General features: G+C 60.3%; 18 protein-coding genes and 1 tRNA gene. 8 read left to right on the forward strand and 11 right to left on the reverse strand.

The features are described from left to right. Positions 1-3: 3 nt before the first annotated feature. From BUE15_RS18180 to BUE15_RS18210, 8 genes are all read right to left on the reverse strand, one after another. Positions 4-2,004 carry a DUF6493 family protein gene (locus tag BUE15_RS18180; protein ID WP_073288237.1) on the reverse strand — a complete coding sequence of 667 codons (2,001 nt, stop codon included), beginning with the start codon at positions 2,002-2,004 and terminating at the stop codon, positions 4-6. Further along, complete coding sequence (locus tag BUE15_RS18185) at positions 2,004-2,270, reverse strand: hypothetical protein (protein WP_073288238.1); 267 nt, start codon at positions 2,268-2,270, stop codon at positions 2,004-2,006. The genes BUE15_RS18180 and BUE15_RS18185 overlap by 1 nt, the downstream gene beginning before the upstream one ends. A 283-nt stretch (positions 2,271-2,553) precedes the next feature. Continuing rightward, positions 2,554-3,585 carry a tyrosine-type recombinase/integrase gene (locus BUE15_RS18190; protein ID WP_244535976.1) on the reverse strand — a complete coding sequence of 344 codons (1,032 nt, stop codon included), beginning with the start codon at positions 3,583-3,585 and terminating at the stop codon, positions 2,554-2,556. Beyond that, positions 3,586-3,864: an Arm DNA-binding domain-containing protein gene (locus tag BUE15_RS22395; RefSeq protein ID WP_244535977.1), complete on the reverse strand. Its 279-nt coding sequence runs from the start codon at positions 3,862-3,864 to the stop codon at positions 3,586-3,588. It lies immediately after the preceding gene. A 138-nt stretch (positions 3,865-4,002) separates the two neighbouring features. Further along, positions 4,003-4,084 (reverse strand) — tRNA-Leu (locus BUE15_RS18195). A 16-nt stretch (positions 4,085-4,100) separates the two neighbouring features. Further along, on the reverse strand, positions 4,101-4,637 hold the full coding sequence (hscB, locus tag BUE15_RS18200) for a Fe-S protein assembly co-chaperone HscB (RefSeq protein WP_073288240.1): 537 nt from the start codon (positions 4,635-4,637) through the stop codon (positions 4,101-4,103). 103 nt (positions 4,638-4,740) lie between these two features. Further along, complete coding sequence (locus BUE15_RS18205) at positions 4,741-5,034, reverse strand: putative quinol monooxygenase (RefSeq protein WP_073288242.1); 294 nt, start codon at positions 5,032-5,034, stop codon at positions 4,741-4,743. A gap of 119 nt (positions 5,035-5,153) precedes the next feature. Beyond that, on the reverse strand, positions 5,154-5,924 hold the full coding sequence (locus BUE15_RS18210; protein WP_073288244.1) for an SAM hydrolase/SAM-dependent halogenase family protein: 771 nt from the start codon (positions 5,922-5,924) through the stop codon (positions 5,154-5,156). 133 nt (positions 5,925-6,057) lie between these two features. On the opposite strand from BUE15_RS18210, the gene BUE15_RS18215 reads away from it, so the two are divergent. The 7 genes from BUE15_RS18215 (at position 6,058) to BUE15_RS18245 (ending at position 13,552) form a co-directional block, all read left to right on the forward strand. Next, a complete protein-coding gene (locus tag BUE15_RS18215; protein ID WP_084549164.1) occupies positions 6,058-7,176 on the forward strand; it encodes a PhoH family protein in 1,119 nt (372 codons plus the stop codon). Between the two features lie 180 nt (positions 7,177-7,356). After that, positions 7,357-7,791 (forward strand): GNAT family N-acetyltransferase, encoded by a 435-nt coding sequence (locus BUE15_RS18220; RefSeq protein ID WP_073288246.1) that lies wholly within the window; start codon positions 7,357-7,359, stop codon positions 7,789-7,791. A 116-nt stretch (positions 7,792-7,907) separates the two neighbouring features. Beyond that, positions 7,908-10,157, forward strand: a complete 2,250-nt coding sequence (locus BUE15_RS18225; protein ID WP_073288248.1) for a ComEC/Rec2 family competence protein — start codon at positions 7,908-7,910, stop codon at positions 10,155-10,157. A 185-nt stretch (positions 10,158-10,342) separates the two neighbouring features. Further along, entirely contained in the window at positions 10,343-11,155 is an 813-nt protein-coding gene (locus BUE15_RS18230) for an enoyl-CoA hydratase/isomerase family protein (protein ID WP_084549165.1), read from the forward strand. Between the two features lie 157 nt (positions 11,156-11,312). Next, positions 11,313-11,831, forward strand: coding sequence for a sterol desaturase family protein (locus BUE15_RS18235; protein ID WP_073288250.1), 519 nt, complete (start codon positions 11,313-11,315; stop codon positions 11,829-11,831). 2 nt (positions 11,832-11,833) lie between these two features. Next, positions 11,834-12,739, forward strand: a complete 906-nt coding sequence (locus tag BUE15_RS18240; RefSeq protein WP_073288251.1) for a MerR family transcriptional regulator — start codon at positions 11,834-11,836, stop codon at positions 12,737-12,739. A gap of 297 nt (positions 12,740-13,036) precedes the next feature. After that, positions 13,037-13,552 (forward strand): sigma-70 family RNA polymerase sigma factor, encoded by a 516-nt coding sequence (locus tag BUE15_RS18245; protein ID WP_044013390.1) that lies wholly within the window; start codon positions 13,037-13,039, stop codon positions 13,550-13,552. A 149-nt stretch (positions 13,553-13,701) separates the two neighbouring features. Here BUE15_RS18245 and BUE15_RS18250 read toward each other — a convergent pair whose 3' ends face one another. The 3 genes from BUE15_RS18250 to BUE15_RS21775 are packed head-to-tail and all read right to left on the reverse strand — an operon-like array spanning position 13,702 to position 17,857. Next, positions 13,702-15,354, reverse strand: a complete 1,653-nt coding sequence (locus tag BUE15_RS18250) for a T9SS type A sorting domain-containing protein (protein ID WP_073288253.1) — start codon at positions 15,352-15,354, stop codon at positions 13,702-13,704. 28 nt (positions 15,355-15,382) lie between these two features. Further along, complete coding sequence (locus BUE15_RS18255) at positions 15,383-17,383, reverse strand: T9SS type A sorting domain-containing protein (protein ID WP_084549167.1); 2,001 nt, start codon at positions 17,381-17,383, stop codon at positions 15,383-15,385. Between the two features lie 39 nt (positions 17,384-17,422). Next, positions 17,423-17,857 carry a T9SS type A sorting domain-containing protein gene (locus BUE15_RS21775; RefSeq protein ID WP_139252412.1) on the reverse strand — a complete coding sequence of 145 codons (435 nt, stop codon included), beginning with the start codon at positions 17,855-17,857 and terminating at the stop codon, positions 17,423-17,425. Between the two features lie 449 nt (positions 17,858-18,306). Between BUE15_RS21775 and BUE15_RS18265 the strand changes: the two genes are divergently transcribed. Next, on the forward strand, positions 18,307-18,527 hold a 221-nt coding region (locus tag BUE15_RS18265), incomplete at its 3' end, for a transposase (RefSeq protein WP_170865296.1).

Here is an 18,527-nt window from a genome sequence, read left to right on the forward strand (position 1 = left end):
AGGCTACAGAGGCAATGGCTGCATGGCCGGGGCCAGCAGCCATTGCAGCAGCGCCCGCAGCTCGGCGCTTTGCAGCCGGGGCAGTTGGGTCAGGGCAGCTTGCGCATCGGCTGCGTCGGCGTAGGCGGTGCGGGCCAGGGCCACGACCAGGTCCGCCGGGTCCGGCTCGGTGTGCGCCGCCTCGTAGGTCAGGAGCCTTTCCACCAGGGTGGTAGGCGCCAACCAGTGCGGGGCGTGCGAGGGCGTGCTGAGCAGGGGCAGGCCCGAGCGGGCGCGCAAGTGGTATTCCGCCGCTACGAAGCGGCGCTGTTGCACCAGCACCAGCGGGTCGGAGGCATCCTGGTCGTGGCGCACGTTCACCTTCTCCACGCGCGCCACAATGAAGCCCTGCGCCCAGCTCAGCAGCAGGGCTTCGACCAGACCGCGGTGCCCGCTCAGGCCGTTGCTGGCAATAATGGCCGCGGTCTGCTCATCCACTTTGCCTTTCAGGGACGACCGCACCTGCACTAGGTAGGGCAGCAGCTGCTGGCCGTAGTCTTCCGGGTACCGGAGCTGCAGCCGCCGCAGGCCATCCACCCAGCGTTCCAAAGCTAGCACGTCGTTGTAGCGCAGCACCTGCCCGGTCAGAAACAGCAGCTCGTGCCAGTCGGCGACGGGTGCCACCGCGTTGGCGGCTGACAAATCGGGCACAAACGCGGCGTTCGGCGCGTAGGCGACGGCCTCGGTGGGCTGGGGCGCAGCGGCCGGGCTGAGCCATCCCACCAAGTGCTGGCGGGTTTCCGCGGTCAGCAGGTCGGCGTACAAGCCGAGCGAGTCCGTCAAATCCGTGGCTTGCTCGGGAGTGAGCAGCGGCTGCTTGGCTTGCAGAATAGCTACGAGGAGCTTGCCGGCTTTGGCCTGCACCGCGGAATCGGGGCTGGCCAGGGCGGCCACGGCTAGCCGGCCCAGGTCCGGCGCCAGGGAGGGAGCCCGCTTGAGCAGCTTCTCGAAGCTGCCCAGCAGCGTGCGCTGCGCCGTATTGAGGTCCTGCCGCGTCACGAGCAACTCCGCGTACACCAGTAGCGGAGCCGGCTCGAACTCGGGGTGCAGCCAGAGCGCCTTTAGCTGGTCCAGGGCGAAGTTGACCACCTGCGGCTGCGCGTGGGCCAGCAATTCCACTAGCTCCTGCTGCCGGGCCAGGCGTTCTTCCGCGGTGGGCTGCAGGGCCAGAAACAGGTTCTTGAACCAGGTCAGCAGCGGCCGGCGAAAGTCCCGCCGCATAGCTGCCAGGGTGCGCGTGAGCAGGTCGGCCCGGTCCAGGCGACCCGCCGCCACCAGGTGCTGCAGTACGTCGAGCCACCGCACGTACTGCTGGGCCACGCCCGTGTAGGCCAGGGAAGAATCCACGGAGGTGTCGTAGTCGAAGAAAGCCAGCAGGTCCCGGCGGAAGGTGTCGGCAGACTCTTCGCACTCGCGCAGCAGCTTTTCCCCGGAGTGCGGCACGGGCTGCTTTTCGCGGCGGTGGTAGCTCTGCTCGGTAAGCCAGTTCGCCAGCGTGCGGGCAAAGAACGCCGGCTCGTAGGCCACGAGCTGCCGGGCTTCCAGCTCCCGCAGTAGCCGGTAGTCGGGCAGGCCCCACGGGCCGCCCTGGCCTTGGCGCTCCAGCCATTCGGCCAACCAATTAGGCCGGGCATGCTCGGCCACGGTGAAGAAATACGCTTCGTTGGCGGCCCGAATAGCACCTTCGCCCCAGTGTATGCCCAGGCGTTCGTTCAGTCCCGTCATCTCCTTGCGCGTGTACGTCGCCACCCCCGCCAGTTGAAGCATGACCAGCTGGGGCTCTGTGCCGGTACGCCCCCACGTGGATATCCCCAGCTGCCGAATCTCGGTTAGCTCCCGGCGCAGGGCCTTGGTTTTGGCGCGAACGGCTACCACGTCTTTCTTGTCGAGGGCCAACAGAAAAGGCACGAGCTGGTCGGCATTCTGGCGGCGGATAATCAGTTCGAACGTATCGACAGAGGACATCAGCTAAGATAATCGGTAGATGAACGGAGGAAGTAAGTAGGAGTAATCCTCGCCCGAGAAGCCCCGCCCACGCGCACGTCCCCGGCGCTGGCCACCCGCGCAAAATTGGGGCGCGCACCGCGCCAGGAGTTTCGCAGGCGTCCCCAGAAAAAGCAGGAGGTGTCAGTCTGGACCTCCTCGGCGAATGCGGAAAGCAGCAGGGCGTTGCCGTCCGGGCGCTGCTCCAGGGCCGAGGGTCGGGCGTATGTATAAGCGAAATCAGACATGAACGCGGCAACGAATCAATCAGGCTACCAAGCTACCAAATTGCCCTGGCTCCGCCGCGCTTGGGTGAAACCCTCCCGCGGCCATGCTGAATGATTACCAAATCTTCCTTAAAAAGCACACTTTGTCGCAGTGAATGATTAGCAATGAATAGATGGCCCACACATTAAATTCCAGCCAGGATAAAGGCAGGATAAAGGCACCACCAACCCAGGTTGGTGTATATAAAAAAGCCCGGGGCGGGGTAGTCCCCGACCGGGCTTTTCCAGGTAGGCAGCCGCTATATTAAGCTGCTGTCAGCACCGAGCAGACAGTGCCATCGGGGGCTGCCTGGTTGCTGGTAGTCGCAGGTCCATCCCAGGCGGCCCGCATGGCCTGGTGCTGCAGTTCCTCTACCACCTGGGCGTACTTCATGGTGTTCTGAATCTTGGCGTGGCCCATCACCCGCTGCAGCACGGCCACCGGCATGCCACGCAACAGGCTTTGGACGGCAAACGTGTGCCGGGCCGTGTGCATGGTCACAAGCTCATGTAGCGGCACGGCCCCTTTCACCACCTTGCCGCCGGCCGTGCTAACCACTTCCACCAATCGGGTCAGGCCCGCCAGCTGGGTTATTTTCTTCAGATAGCGGTTCATCAGCTGATTGGCCAATACCGGCAGCAGTTGGGCGCCTTCCCCCGTGCGTTCCGCCGCGGCGTAGCGGTCCAGGATTTCCGCTGCCAGTCGGCTTAAGTAGATGCTCACCGTCGCCCGCGTCTTGGTTTGCACCAGCCGCAGCACCCGGTCCCCGTCGCCATTGGCCCCCAGCGCGTGCAGGTTGCCGCCGTGCAGCGCTGCCACGTCGGAGTAGCGCAGGCCCGTATAGCAGCAAAACAAGAATACGTCCCGCGCCGGCTCCAGCGTCTGCGGCAACTGCACGGCCGCCAGCGCGGCCAGGTCGGCCCCGGTCAGGTAGGTCTTGGCCTGATCGGCATAGCGCACTTCCACCCGCTTCAGCTCCAGCTTCTGCTGCCGCTCGTCCTGGGCGTGGCGCAGAAAGGTCTTCACGTCCTTCAGCACCGTGTAAATGCCGTTGGCCCCCAGCCCGCACGTGGTGCGCAGGTACTTCACAAAGTCATCGTGCACGTCCCCGTCATAGTCGGCCACGCTGATTTTGCGGCGCCGGCCCGTGGCCAGGAATGCGGCCAGGTGGTTGCGGGCTGTGCCGTAATGCCGCAGTGTGTGGAAGGCGTACCCCCGCCCGCGCAGCACCTCGATAAAGGCCGTCATGGCCTCCGCCATGCTCAGCTCCGGCTTGACGGCCGCCGGGTTTATCACTTACCGTAGCAGCGCCAGGGTAGGAGGGGTGCCCGCCGTACGCAGGTCGCGGTAGCGCTTCTGCACCCGTTCGGCCATGGCCTCGAGCACATTGTTGGCTTCTTCCGCCCCGGTTTTTCCCTTCCGGAACCGCTGCTTGTCGGCGTTCCATTCCTTGGGCAGGCACTTTTCGCGGGTGAAGCAGCGCAGCCGCAGCCCCTCAAATATGGCATCGATGAATACCGGAACCAGCCCGTTTTTGTCGGTTTTGTCTTCCCGGAGGACGAATTTGACGGTCATTTTTGGTGACAGATTTGGTGACACAATTGCGGCCGCAAATGGGTGCAAAACCAAAAAGCCCCGGACGCAAAAAGGCCCTAAAAACTGCTTTTGCGTAGTGTGAAGCAGGTTTTAGGGCCTTCCGTCAGTAATTCCAAGTACCCAGAGCCGGGGTCGAACCGGCACATCTTTCGATATCGGTGTTTGAGACCGACGCGTCTACCGATTCCGCCATCTGGGCATCTCGCTCCCACAACTCAGGAACGGGTGGCAAACTTAGCCAGACTTTCTTGAATGCGCAACAAGTAGCGCTTTTTCAAATAGTAGGTGCGGACTTGCTGCAGGGCCTGAGGCCGGGTTTCCGCCGGCAAGCCCTCGTACCCGGCCAATACGGGTTCTATGCCGGCTTCCAGGGTAGCTGTTAGAGCATTGACCTCGCTTTCTACTTGCTCAACAACCGACGGATCGGGGTCGAATTCCAGCTCCATAAGTTGTTCGTTCAGCTCCATTACCTCCATCAAAAAATCAGCTGGCATCTCCTGTTTTCCTTCTTCCAGCAGTCCATGGCGGCCCAAAATGTAGGCCATGCGGTGGTCCTCGTCAGCAAGTGTGCGGTAGGCGTTGGTGTTTAGCGTGGCCAGCGCCAGAATTTCCTGCTGCCGCTCAGCACTTTCCGTGGCATGGAAGTCGGGGTGATATTCGCGGCTGAGAGCGTAGTATTTGCTTTTGAGGGCTTTAGCGTCAGGGCGGAAGGTTTCCGGCAACTGGTAAAACTCAAAATAATCAAGTGTCATAAGCAGGCGAAGAGTAAAGAGCCAACAGAAAGATCTGAATGCTATACGGGAACGGCCGGACTAGTGCACGCCGGCAACTCAGAAAGCCGTAGCAGCTGAAGATTCAAATGGTTGTAGCCGGCTGCACAGAGAAGGCCAGGGGAGGAGCACTGAAAAGCGCTTTGGTAGCTGGCCAAACCTGCCCGAATAAAGCTGACCGCCGGTAGTTGTTGAGGGCGTCCGCCGACTCCCAGTGGCTATGCGTGCAGTAGACGTGGGGCTGGTCAGCATCTTGCCAGAGCTCCAGAAAGTGGCAGCCCGGCATCTGCCGAATCTGGTCCTCAGAGTTCTGAAACAGGTCGAGAAAAGCACCGATATTTTCCGGCGCAAACGTCATGCGCACAATCCGAATCAGCATAGAAGGCAGGAGTTGAAAATGGGAAGAGCTTAGAGCAGGAAATGATATGAATGTACTTAACATAATAAATAAACAAAGTCAAAAATGCCTTTTATGGCCGCCAGGCGCATGTTTTGCGCTTAAGCCGGGAAGCGGATATCTACCTGCGAGTCGAAATGGAGGCCAAGCAGCTCCGCGGCATTGCCTTGGTTGATGCCAATGCAAAGCTGCTCCTGGCTGTTGAAAATGCAGACGATTTCGCCCGGATCAGCGGCCTGAAAGTGCGCCGCGAAGTCGCGCACGGTTTCGCGGGCAAAATGAATAGTACAGGCGCGGTTTCGCCCGATGACTTCCACCGCCGGGCGAGTGATATTGGTGATGAGGTTGCCGTAGTGGTCGACGTGCACCACATGGCCCGTAATGCGGTTGTCCTGCAGCCGTACTTGGCGGTTGAGCAGCGAGTACAGCTGCGACGTAACCGGGCCCAGATCCTGGAGCAGGCCGCCCTGCGCTAAGTGCACGGCTGCCGGAGCCAGCAGGTCGCGGGTAGGGGAGGAGGTAGCAGGTGTGGCGGTGCCCAGCGCTACCAGTTCATCTGGTTGCCCATCGCAGAGCAACGCCAGCAGGCCGTTATCAGCGGCCACAAAGTAGTGCCCCTGGAAGCTGGCGGCGTGCCAGGCGGCCCGTGGCCCACCCAGGTCATTGACGCCAACCAAGTGCACGGTTCCTTCGGGAAAATCCCGAAACACGGCTTGGAGAACGTGTAAGGCGTGCGCGATGTTGAAGGGTTCGACGGCGTGAGTGATGTCCAGAACCGGCACGGAGGGTGCCAGCTGGAGAATCCGCGCCTTCACCGCCGCCACATAATGGTCGCGGTAGCCGAAGTCAGACAGAAACGTAATCAACCCCATTGCCGGAAATCCTGAGTTCTTCGTACTATTGTTTGGGTGCCCTGGAGGCGGCAAAAGTAGGCTATTTAGCCGAACCGCTGCCTCTGCAGGAGGTGCCTTTTTCCTAACTCCCTAGCTACAAAACCCCCACGATTTGGTCGAGAAAGTCATCACGCTCGAAAACGTGTCCCTGGTAGATTTCCTGGGGCCCGACAACCAGAATATCCGCCAGCTTGCAGCGGCTTTTCCGGGCAGCAAAATTATTTCACGCGGCAACGAGATTAAAATTCAGGGCCAGACCCCTGTTATCAGCCGCATCAACGATATCCTGTCGGCGCTGCTGGAGCATTATCACCAGTATGGGCAAATAACCGACAAAACCATTTCCCAGTACCTGTCCTCGGCAGATGAGGACCAGCAGGACCGCATGCTGGCCGCTTCGCCCGACGTGATTCTGTTCGGTTCTAAAGGCGGCGTTATCAAGGCCAAAACGGCCAATCAGCAGCGGCTGGTCGATACCGTGCTCAAAAATGACCTGGTATTTGCGCTGGGGCCGGCCGGTACCGGCAAAACCTACATTTCGGTAGCGCTGGCGGTGCGGGCCCTCAAGAACAAGGAAGTCAAGAAGATCATCATTTCGCGCCCCGTGGTAGAAGCCGGCGAAAGCCTCGGGTTCCTGCCCGGCGACATGAAGGAGAAAGTAGACCCCTACCTGCGCCCCATCTATGATGCGCTGGAGGACATGCTGCCGCCCGAGAAGTTCAAGTTCTACCTCGAAAACAAAACCATTGAAATAGCGCCGCTGGCCTACATGCGGGGCCGCACGCTCAACAATGCGTTTGTGTTGCTCGATGAAGCGCAGAACACCACTCCCTCGCAGCTGAAGATGTTTCTGACCCGGATGGGACCCTCGGCGAAGGTGATGGTCAACGGTGACCGGAGCCAGATTGACCTGCCCACCAAGCAGAAATCCGGGCTGATTCAGGCCCTGGACATCCTGCGCGACGTGCCGGGCATTGGGTTTGTGGAAATGACGGCTGAAGATGTGGTGCGCCACCGCCTCGTGAAGCAAATCGTGCAGGCCTACGACAAATTCGACGTAGAAATGCAGCACGAGCAAGCCAACCAGGCCAACCGTCCCATCCGCGAATACCAGTCTTACCGCCGTCCCAACAAACCCGGCAATGCTGGCTCCGACCCCGGCAAGCACCCCGATGCCCGCCGCGAAGACGATGGGATGCACGACCTGCCCGTGAACCAGGAGCAGATTTAGACCCGTTGAGCTGAGGCAGCCAGGTTTGTAAAAGCCGGTGCCGAAAAACCAGAGCCGTTGCCCAGCCGGGTGGCGGCTCTGGTGTTTCCGGGTGTTGCGCTGCCATACGGTAGCTGCTTCCGATGGCCGCTTGCTGCGGAACCCATTTCTCCCGATTGATTCGAAATAATATAAGGCCTTATGAATGCTCATCGAATAACCAGCGAATCTGACCTGCAGACGGCGCTTACCATCCGGCACACAGTGTTCGTGCTGGGTCAGAACGTGCCCGCCGACCTGGAAAATGACGCCCACGACCGCACCGACGCCACCCATTATCTGGCCCTGGCTGATGATGGCACTCCTTGCGGCGCGGCGCGCTGGCGTGTCACGGAAAACGGCGTGAAGCTGGAGCGCTTTGCCGTGCTGGCCGACTACCGCAACCAGCAGGCCGGGGCCGCGCTGCTCCGGCAGGTGCTGCAGGATGTGCAGGCGGCCCATCCGCAGGCTACTGTGTACCTGAACGCGCAGCTGCCCGCCGTGCGCTTCTATGAGCGGCACGGGTTTGAGAAAGTGGGCGAGATGTTTGAGGAAGGCGGCCTGCAGCACTGCAAGATGGTATGGCAACGCTCCTAACAAAGAAGCCTCTGATGTAAAAAAAGCCCTTCCGATGGAAAATCGGAAGGGCTTTGTGATGGGGCTTGCCCGCCAGTATCTATATTGAGAAATAATACTATATCACTCGTGTAGCTATGATTCATTGGGCTTCTTATGCCTTTGTGCGCCTCACGCTGGCCCTGGTGGCCGGCATCCTGACCTTCCTGTATTTTGGGGAAGCGCTGCCGGATTTGCGGTGGCCGCTGGCCGGAATTGTCGGGCTGTTCTTCGTTGTACATGTAGTGAGCCGGCACAGTCGGAATCCGGCTTCGGCCGACAACGCCGGCCTGGTGGCGCTGCTGGCCGTGTACGTGACGGGCGCGGCCCTCACCCAGCAGGCCACTGAGTCGCGGGATGCGGCGCACCTCTACCGCTTTGGCAGCCGCATCGAGTACTACCGGGCCGTGGTGGACGACTATACTGTGGTGCGGCCCGCCACGTATGCCACTACCGTGCGGGTTTCGGCGGTGCGGGTGGCCGGGGAGTGGCAGCCGGCTTTGGGCGGTATCCGGGTATCTGTTCCGCGCGACTCCGGCGTGGCGGCCCCGCAGTACGGCGACGTATGGCTGGTGCGGGGTGCGCCGGCACCCAGCAAAGCGCCGCTTAACCCCGGCGAGTTCGACTACCGCCGCTACCTGCAGTACCATCAGGTGTACCATCAGCAGTTCATCCACCCCGACCAGTACCGAAAAATAGCCACTGCGCCCCCGAGCTACCTGAAAGCCGCTGCGATGCGCGCCGCCCGCGTGCTGGATAGCCTCTTTAAGCAGTACGTGCGGGCTAAGCGCGAGTATGCGTTGGCTTCGGCGCTGGTGCTTGGGCTTAAAGATGACATCGACCAGCAAACCAAGCAGGCCTACGCTAACACGGGCACCACGCATATCATGGCGGTGTCGGGGCTGCAGGTGGGGCTGCTGTTTGGGGCCGTAACGTGGCTGCTGGGCCTGCTGCCAGGCCGGCGCGGGCCGCTGTTCCGGTTCGTGACGGCGGCGCTGGGGCTGGCCGTTATCTGGAGCTACGCCTTCCTGACCGGCCTGTCGGCGTCGGTGCTGCGGGCGGCCGTGATGTTCACGTTCATCATTGTGGCGCGGGCCACGCAGCGGCAGACCAACATGTTCAATACGCTGGCCGTAGCCGCGTTCTGCCTGCTCTGCTACGACCCGTATTTGGTCTGCGACGTGGGGTTTCAGCTGTCTTTTCTGGCCGTTATCAGCATCGTGTACCTGCAGCCGCGCATCGTGGCCTGGTTGGATGTGAAAGAGTATTTCCTGCAAAAACAGCGCCCCTGGCAGTCCAAAGCAGTGCAGAAGCTATGGAAGTGGAGCAGCTGGTTTTTCAATGCAGTCTGGCAGGCTACGGCCCTGTCGTTGGCGGCGCAGGTAGCTACGTTTCCGCTGGGGCTGTTCTATTTCCACCAGTTTCCGCTCAGCTTCCTGTTTTCCAACCTGGTAGCGGTGCCCATTTCCAGCGGTGCCGTGTACGTGGGGCTGGCCCTGCTGCTGGTGAAGCTGCTGGCCGCCGGGCTCGGCTGGCTGCTGCCGGGCGCCGCCGCCACGTTCGATCTGGCGCCGCAGCTCATTGCCCGGGTGTTTGAGTGGATGATCTGGCTGTTCAACGAATACATCTTCTGGATCGGGCGCACCATGCCGGGCGCGTTGCTTTCGGGCATCCACGTGACGGCGCCGCAGGCCTGGCTGATATTCGGGGTAATTCTGGCGCTGCTGGCCTTCTTCCGGCTGAAAAGCCTGGCCTGGATGGGGCTGGCGTGTACGCTGCTGGGTTTGTTTGCAGGTAGCCGCGTGTGGGCCGCGCACAAGCTGGCGCCCGACGAGCGGCTCATCGTCTACAGTATTCCGCGCCGCTCGGTGGTGGGCTTCTGGCAGGGCGCGGCCGCCCACATCGTCAGCGCCGACTCGCTGCCGCTCACCGAAACCGAGCGTACCTACCGCATCGTGCCCGGCATTATTCAGCGCGACGCCCACGACGTCAGCTACCACGCCGGCTGGCGCAGCGCGCCCGTGCCGGCCACCGCCGACACAACGGCCCGCACCAATCTGGTACTGAGTGTGTGGCGCGGCATACGGGTGGCGTTTGTGGCGGGCCGCCTGGCGCGCTCCAAGGCCCCGGTGCCGGTTGAGGTAGTAGTACTGCGCCGCAATGCCCGGGTCTGGCCCGAAGATCTGGAAGCCTGCTTCGGCAAAACCCCCACGGTAGTGTTCGATTCGTCGTGCAAGTCATGGTACGTAGCAGCCATGCAGCAAAAGCTGCAACTGGCTGGCTGGCAGACGCATGATGTAACGCTGCAGGGCGCTTTCATCCGGCCGTTGCAGCCGGCGGCCAAGTAAAACCCGGGCATAGTCGCAACTCAGCACACGCTTGGCGCGCTATATAGTTTACTTAGCGCCGCATTTTTGTTAGGTTTGGCTAGTGCCGACCTGATTCTGCTGTCTGCTGATTTAGTGGCGCCCGGCCGTTCTGCTGTGCAGAGCCAGTCCCGCGCCGCTGCTCACCGTTGCAACTCCAGTATTTTATGGACAACATGCCCACGCAAGAGTTGGAAGCCCTGCGCTTTATCCGCTATGAGGCTGCCGATGCCATTGGCTATATCACCCTCAACCGCCCCGAAAAACGCAATGCCCTCAGCGCCGATATGGTGTCGGAGCTGAAAATGGCCTTTGAGTTTGCTGAGGAAGATGACGCCTGCAAGGTGGTAGTGCTGCGCGCCGAAGGGGCAGCCTTCTGCGCCGGCGCTGACCTGGCCTACATTCAGGAGCTGCAGGGGTTTGGCTACACCGATAATCTGGCCGACTCCACGCACCTGATGCAGCTGTTTCACCAGATCTACACGCTCAAGAAAGTAGTAATTGCGCAGGTGCAGGGCCACGCGCTGGCCGGCGGCTGCGGCCTGGCCACCGTCTGCGACTTTGCCTTCACCGTTCCCGAAGCCCGTTTTGGCTACACTGAAGTCAAGATTGGCTTTCTGCCCGCTATTGTCAGCGTGTTTCTGCTGCGCAAGATAGGGGAGGGCCGCACCAAGGAGCTGCTGCTTACCGGCGACGTACTCAGCGCTCAGCGGGCTTTGGAGTTGGGGCTTGTAACCAGCGTGCTGGCTCCGGCCGAGCTGGCGGGCCACGTGCACGACTTTGCCCGCCGCCTGTGCGTCGAAAATTCAACCCAGAGCATGGAGGCCATCAAGGAAATGCTGGCCCGCATCCCGGAAATGCCTCTCGAGGACAGCCTGCGCTACGCCGCCCAGATGAACGCCGAAGCCCGGGGCTCCCACGACTGCCGGCGCGGTATTGCCGCCTTCCTGGCCAAAGAAAAAATCACCTGGGAGAACTAAGCAAGGTGCCATAAGCTGGTGTGATAACCGGACGCTGCTACGGTTCAACACGGTTGTGCTTGGAAACTGCATAAGGTTGTGCTGTCTCCGGCCGATTTGTGTAACTTTCAAACCGCTCAGCTTTTAAACTTCTCTTCTTCTTAGTGGTTAGCTTCCCATGACAACGTTGGCAGCCGTAGCCACCACGACGGCTACTTTTCTGGGAATGGAGTTTGTTGCATGGTTCATGCACCGCTTCGTGCTGCACGGGCCGCTCTGGTTTCTGCACCGCTCGCACCATGTGCGCCATCCGCACCGCTTCGAGCGCAACGACCTGTTTTTCCTGTTCTACGGCTCGTTGTCGGCGCTGCTCATCATATATGGCTCCCCGGCCAAAGACTGGCGCTTCTGGACCGGCGTAGGCATTGCGGCCTATGGCACGCTGTACTTTTTTGTGCACGATGTGCTGATCCATGGCCGGCTGCGCTTCTGGCGAAAATCGCGCAACGCGTATTTGCGTGCGCTGAACATGGCCCACAAAATGCACCATAAGGCCACCACCCGCCACGGCTCTGAAGAATTTGGGCTGTTGTGGGTGTCACCAAAATACTTCACGCTGGCGCTGCGGCAGCCTGCCCCAAACCGTACGCTGCGGCCCCGGGCATTTGTATCGCAGGACAAGAAGGGAGGAGAATAACCGTGGGAAATTATTCCATCAGTGATTTAGAAAAGCTTTCGGGCATCAAGGCGCATACCATCCGGATGTGGGAGCAGCGCTATGGCCTGCTGCGCCCCGTCCGCACAGCCACCAATATCCGCACCTACTGCGACGACGACCTCCGGCGTTTGCTAAATGTGGCGACGCTTTGTGGCCGGGGCCACCGCATCTCCAAAATAGCACAGCTCAGTGAGCAGGAAATCTCCAAAGCTGTTATTTCCTGCCACGACGATGCCAACGATTATTGCCAGCAGGTACATGCGCTGATGGCCGCCATGCTGGCCATGGATGAAGTGCAGCTCAACTGCCTGCTGAACCGCGCTATCAAGCGGCTCGGGTTCGAGCAGGCTCTGATTCATGTGGGCTATCCTTTTCTGCAGCGGATTGGGGTAATGTGGCAGGTTGGTATTATCAATCCGGCGCACGAGCACCTGGTGACGCATCTGTTGCGCCAGAAGATGATGGCGGCTACTGATGGGCTGCCGGCTGTGTCGGCTACGGCTGCGCGGCGGTGGGTACTGTTTCTGCCGGAAGGCGAGATGCACGAGCTGGCGCTGCTGTTTATGAACTACGCGCTGCGGGCACGTGGCCATCATGTATTGTACCTGGGCCAGAACCTGCCGGTGGCCGAACTGAAGCAGGTGTGTGCCGCCTACCGGCCCTATGCCATCTGTACGGTGCTGACTGCCACCCCGGAGCGGGAGAAGCTCCAGCCGTTTGTAGACGAACTATGCCGTTGCTGCCCCGACACAACGGTGATTCTGAGCGGGCCAGTGGCGCAGCACGAAGCCCTGGTGTTGCCGCCCAACACAGTGCGCCTGCAGCTGATTACAGACTTCCTCATGCTCGCCGACCAGATGCGGGTGAGCATGGCAGTGCCGGCTTAAACAGGCCGGGCACAATGGTTTGCCGTGCTTATTGATGTTTGTACATACATAATGTCCCGCCAGCCGCATAATTCCCGATATTTTTGAACGGGCAAAAGGCATAGTTCACCGTGCGTTTGGGGGCGTGCACCGAATGGCATCGGGGTAAAACAGCCCTGATAATCAACTGATTCGTAGTGGGATGTCGGGCCTTAGGAGTTGTTTAGAATAAGTCAAAAAATACTTGGGGCACAATCGGTCTACTTTCGAAAACCCTCGTATATTTGTTTAACTTTTTGCCACGAAAAGCTAAACAGCATGACCTCTTTGGAATTCACCAATCAAGTACAGAAGATTTCCTACTCGCTGAAGCCAGTGGCGATGAACCTGACCCGCGACGCTGACGATGCTAAAGATTTGGTGCAGGAAACCCTGCTCAAGGCATTGCTCAACAAGGACAAGTTCAAAGCCGGTACCAACCTGAAGGCCTGGTTGTACACCATCATGCGCAACACGTTTATCAACAATTACAATAAGATAACGAAGCGCAACAGTAACATCGACAGTACCGAGTACTTCCAGTACTTCAATACCGATGAAAACTACATTACGCACAACGGAGCAACCTCCGACTTCGTAGTAACCGACATCAACCAGGCTATTGCCGGTTTGTCGGCCGACTACCGGACGCCGTTTATGATGTACTACATCGGCTACAAGTACCTGGAAATTGCGGAAAAGCTGCAAATCCCAATCGGAACCGTCAAAAACCGCATCCATATTGCCCGCAAGGAATTGAAGGATGCGCTAAAGGTATACGCCCCCGGCGTGTAGGGAATAGGGAGAGAGTATACCCCGCCCCGGGCGTATCACGGGCCGCGAGCAGTGCCATTTGGCGTAGCTCGCGGCCCGTTTGTATTATAGCCTTAGCTAATCTGCTTTTAAAGTAGGTAACTATGAAACCCGAGAGACTAAACCGACATCTAACGAATCGTAAGTTTTTTGTGTGCTACGCTGCCGGTGGCAGCTTCTACGCGCACGATGTAGCTGCCGGCTGCTAGCCCGTGCAAAGGCAGCACCACCTCCCGGCGGCCGGCGGCAGTGACTGCTTGTTTGCTGAGTGGCCGGCCCAAGATATCAAGCACCGAAATGGTGCATGACGATGTGCTGAGGCTGCTGGGAAGTTTCACGGTGCAGGTTTCGTGCGCGGGATTGGGATAGATGCTTAGCTCGGCGGCCCAGGAAGGAGCCGTGTTGCTGAGCGGCCCGGCCGGCCCAAGGCGCAGTACCCAGTAATCCTCTTCTCCCCAGCTGGCCTGCGACTTATCGCCGCTGATACCGGAGTTGGAGCTACCGGCTACGAAGAACCCCCCGTCCGCCAGCTGCTGAATGGATACGGGCTTATCCTCTCCGCTTCCTCCTAAAGTCTGGTCCCACTGCTTGGTACCGGCCGCGTTCAGCTTCACCATCCAGTAATCACTGGAGCCGCCCAAGGAAGGCTGCGATTTATCCCCGTCGGCTCCGCCGTTGGTTGACAGCAGGAGCAGGAAGCCACCCTCGGCGGTTGCGATAAGGTCGGTAGGGTATTCCGTAGCGGTTGTGCCGAAGCAGGCATTCCATTGGGGTACTCCCTGGGCCGACAGCTTCACTATCCGGCAGTCCACTTGGCCCCGAGGGGGCTGCGTGAAGTCGCCGGTCGCGCCGGAAAAGGAAGAGCCTGCTACCAGATAGCCGCCATCGGCGGTAAGGGCTAGCAGCTCACATCCGTCGTCAGAGGTACCGCCAATGGTCCGGTCCCACTGCTTGGTACCAGCCGCGTCCAGCTTCAGAACCCAGAAATCCAGCGCGTCGGGGCTGAGGGAGCCGGGAGTAAGTGGCTGGGTTTTGTCGCCGGAAACGGTTGAGCTAGAAGTTCCGCCCAGCAGAAAGCCGCCGTCCGGCGTCTGCCGGACGCAGGCCGCGCCGTCGGAACCGGCTCCCCCGAAGCGCCGGTCCCACTGTTTGGTGCCCGTGGCATCGGTCTTCACCAGCCAGTAGTCTTCGCCCCCTTGCGAGGCCTGCGTTTTGTCGTCCCCGGCGCCCGAATCGGACGTGCCAAGCAGCAGAAAACCGCCGTCAGCAGTCTGGATGCCATCGGCCAGCTGATCGGTGCCGCTGCCGCCGAAGCGCCGGTCCCAGAGTCTGGTGCCGGTAGCGTCCAGCTTTACCATCCAGTAGTCCGTAAAGCCCCGGCCGGGCTGGCTTACGTCGTTGCCGGGGCCGGAGGAGGTAGAGCCGACCAGCACAAAGCTACCATCCGGAGTCTGTATGGCTCGTTCGGGCATGTCTTCGCCCAAGCCCCCAATGGTCCGGTCCCACTGCCTGGTGCCGGCCGCATCCAGCTTCACCACCCAAAAATCCCCGAGTGTACCAATAATAGGCTGCGACTTATCGCCCCCGGTCGGGGAAGCAGAAAAGCCAAGGAGCAAATAGCCGCCGTCGGCGGTAGGAATGGCACTGACCAATCCATCATAGTAAGTACCCCCAAAGCGCCGGTCCCAGCGCTTGGCAGGCAGCACCGTCTGGGCCAGTGCCGCAGGTGCGTAGTCGGCTCCCAGCAGCAGGGCAAGAGCAAGCAGGCGCAACAGTGTTTTCATAGCAGACTATACAGCGGAAAAAGAGAAATTATCGGCTCAGAATAAGGCGGGTGGTCCAGGTCTGGCCCGCGGCTACCAGGCGCACTACATACACACCGGCGGCGCTGGCTGCTGGCAGCTGCACCGGTACCGGCTCCCGGCGCGGCTCAACGGGGCGGGACAGCACCAGCCGGCCCGTCAGGTCCAGCACGGTAAGGGTACCAGCGGCTTGCAGTCGGCTGGCATCTACCCGGAACCAGCCGTCCAGGGAAGGGTTTGGGTAGAGGGCCAGGGCCACCGCACCCTTGGCCGGACTGGTACCCAGCGTGCCCGGCACCGTTACCAGAAAGCTGCGGCTAAAGGTGCCGTTGGTGGTCTGGCCGTTGCTCACCGTCACGGTGATGGTGGCCGTGCCTCCCTGCGTGGCACTCACGGTGTAGGAGAGGCTACCGGTGGCCGCCGGGCTGGCGTAGGCCACGGTAGGCGGCGTTACCAGAGCCGGATTGCTGCTCGTGGCCGTTACTGTGATAAACTGGCCCACGCCGCCCCCGCCGCTGATGCCGGTCAGCGCCACCGTCTGCACGGGGCGGGTACGGTCGGCGGTCTGGTCAGGAATGAAGTCCAGCGTAGGCGGGTTGGTGGTGCCGGTAGTGCCGGGCAGATAAGTAAACAGCGAAAAGCCCGCGTTGAAGTCGTTGGCCGTCAGAAAATCGGCGTAGCCGTCGGCATCCACGTCGCCCAGGGCCAGGGCGCGGGAGCCATTGGGGTTGGCAACCGCCGTGCCGGGCTGGGCGAAAGCGCCCGTGCCCAGGCCCCGTAGCAGCTCGATGGGCGAGTTGCCGGCAGTGGTCAGCAGGTCCAGGGTGCCGTCGCCGTCCAGGTCGGTGCAGGCCACATCGGTGCGCTGAAAAGGTACGAGGGAGGTGCTGACCGGTGCGGCAAAGCCGGTGTTGGCAGCGTTGCGCAGCCAGACCAGCAGACCCCCGGCATCATTGGCCAGCAGGTCAGCGCGGCCGTCGTTGTTCAGGTCGGCGGCACGCAGGTTTGCGAGCGGAAACGGCGTGGGTGCCGCCAGAAACACATCCTGGTAGGTACCGGCCGCCAACCGGGTCCGGACAACCGCGCCCGCCTGCCCGCCACGCACATCCGTGTAAGCCACGTCCAGCCGGCCATCGGCGTTGAAGTCGGCGGCCGTGAAGCTGAGCGGGCTGCCGGAGGCCGACGCGGCACTTAGCTGGCCGGGAGCTGAAAACTGCCCGTTGCCTTGGTTGAGCAGCACCACGGCCTGGTTGCCATCAATGGTGAGAATATCGGGCTGCGCGTCGCCGTTGGCATCGGCCAGCAGCAGCTCGCCCCGGCCCCGGCTGGTTAGCGCATAATTGGTGGGCGTGGCGAAGCCGCCCTGCCCGTCGCCCAGTATCACCGACACGTCGCGGCTCAGGTCGTTGGTGGCTACCAGGTCCAGGTTGCCGTCGCCGTTGAGGTCGGCGGTAGCCACACCTACCGGCACAATGTTGGCATCCACGAGCTGCGGGGCCGAGAAGGTGCGGCTGCCCTGGTTGTAGAGTACGGCGAGGCGGCTAGTGCCTTGGGTGCGCGAGGTAGCCGCCACGTCGGGCCGGCCGTCGCGGTTGAAGTCGCCCACGGCCAGTTGTTCGGGCGCGAAGCCGGCTGCCACGTCGGTCCGGCGGTAGCCGGTAGCCCGGATGGTGCCGCCCGCGAAGGTCACCCGAAAGGCAGGTGTGCCCGACGTGAGTGAGGAAACGGTACGCCGGGTGCTTAGGTTGGTGACCGTGACGGCCGCGCCGGAGGTAGCGCCCGCCGGCACCGCCACGGTAAGCTGCGTGGCGGTAGCGGCCGTGACAGTAGCAGCTACCGGCCCGAAAAACACCCGGTTTTGGGCGGGAGCAGGTGCGAAGCCCGTGCCCGTGATGGTTACAGTCGTGCCGATGGGGGCAGCGCTGGGCTGCAGGGTCGTAAGCGTAGGCTGCGCAAGCCCCGGCAGCGAGAACAAACCGGGCAGAATGGGGAGGAATAGTTTTCTTATCATTGGACGGGTTGAATTGGGCAGGATAAATGGTTATTCCGTCTATGTTATTCTCCCGGTAGAAACCTTATCTGAAATAACCTGATAGATATAAGTACCACTCCGTAATGAGGAGGCGTCAAAGGGTATGATATGTTTGCCTGCGGATTGTTCACTGTTATCTACTAATTTCATCTTCTCTTGTCCTGTAAGCGCATCTAGGATGCGGATAGTTACTTTTTGCGCTCGGGGTAGGTTATACGTGATAAAGCTTTTGTCTCCTTCCACTGGGTTGGGATAAACGGAGGAATTTGTATTCCTGTACATATCCGATATAGGTTTGAAGTAACCTACAAATGGCTGAGAATCGCCGCACTCGTTTGTTAGAACAAGTGTAATTCTGAATGTTTGGAAGAGGGAGCTTGGCTGAGCAAAATAATCAGACCCTAATGAAGCCGCTAAAGCAATGTCATTAAGTAACAAAGATTCTGGATTCAAAGGGAAAGGAAAAACCTCAGGTGTTTCTCCAACAAACCGCAATTAGGCTGTTAGTATTGGGTGCATTCGGGATGGGAAAGACCTGTTTGGGATTGGAAAAGCTCAGACCAACAGGCAGAAAAGCCCACTTCCGCATTTGAGCGTCAAAGACAGCAGGTGAAGGCAGTGTGCCCCCCCACCCCCCCCCCCCCGCTTGTGCGGGATGTGGAGCATTGCCAGTTACAGGGTAGACACGATGTTGTTGGGCATTGGTAGTAGCCGCAACCAATGATGAGGCAGCCACAAATGAAAGTAAAAGTTTATGCATACTGAAATGATATGAAGTGAAAGTTACAGGCTCTAAGAAGCTGTTTAAGTTAATCAGCTGGGATTAGCTTTGCTTGATGCAGCAGAAGCGGTATAGTTCAGACTTAACGGAGCGTCAGTGGAGGAAGTTAGCGCCCTTATTCGTGGTGCAGCGCACGAGTAAGTGGCCGCTGCGCGCGGTGGTGAATGGCATCTTCTACGTGCTCAAAAACGGTTGTGTGTGGCGCGACGTGCCGGCAGACTTTCCTCCCTGGCCTACGGTGTACTATTATTTCGGCAAGTGGACCGCCGATGGCACTTGGCAGCGCGTGAGTGGTTGTTTGACGCTGGAAGCCCGCGAGCGGGTAAAAAAAACGCCCAGCCC

It is taken from the genome of Hymenobacter psychrotolerans DSM 18569, assembly GCF_900142395.1.
GTDB classification, from domain to species: domain Bacteria; phylum Bacteroidota; class Bacteroidia; order Cytophagales; family Hymenobacteraceae; genus Hymenobacter; species Hymenobacter psychrotolerans.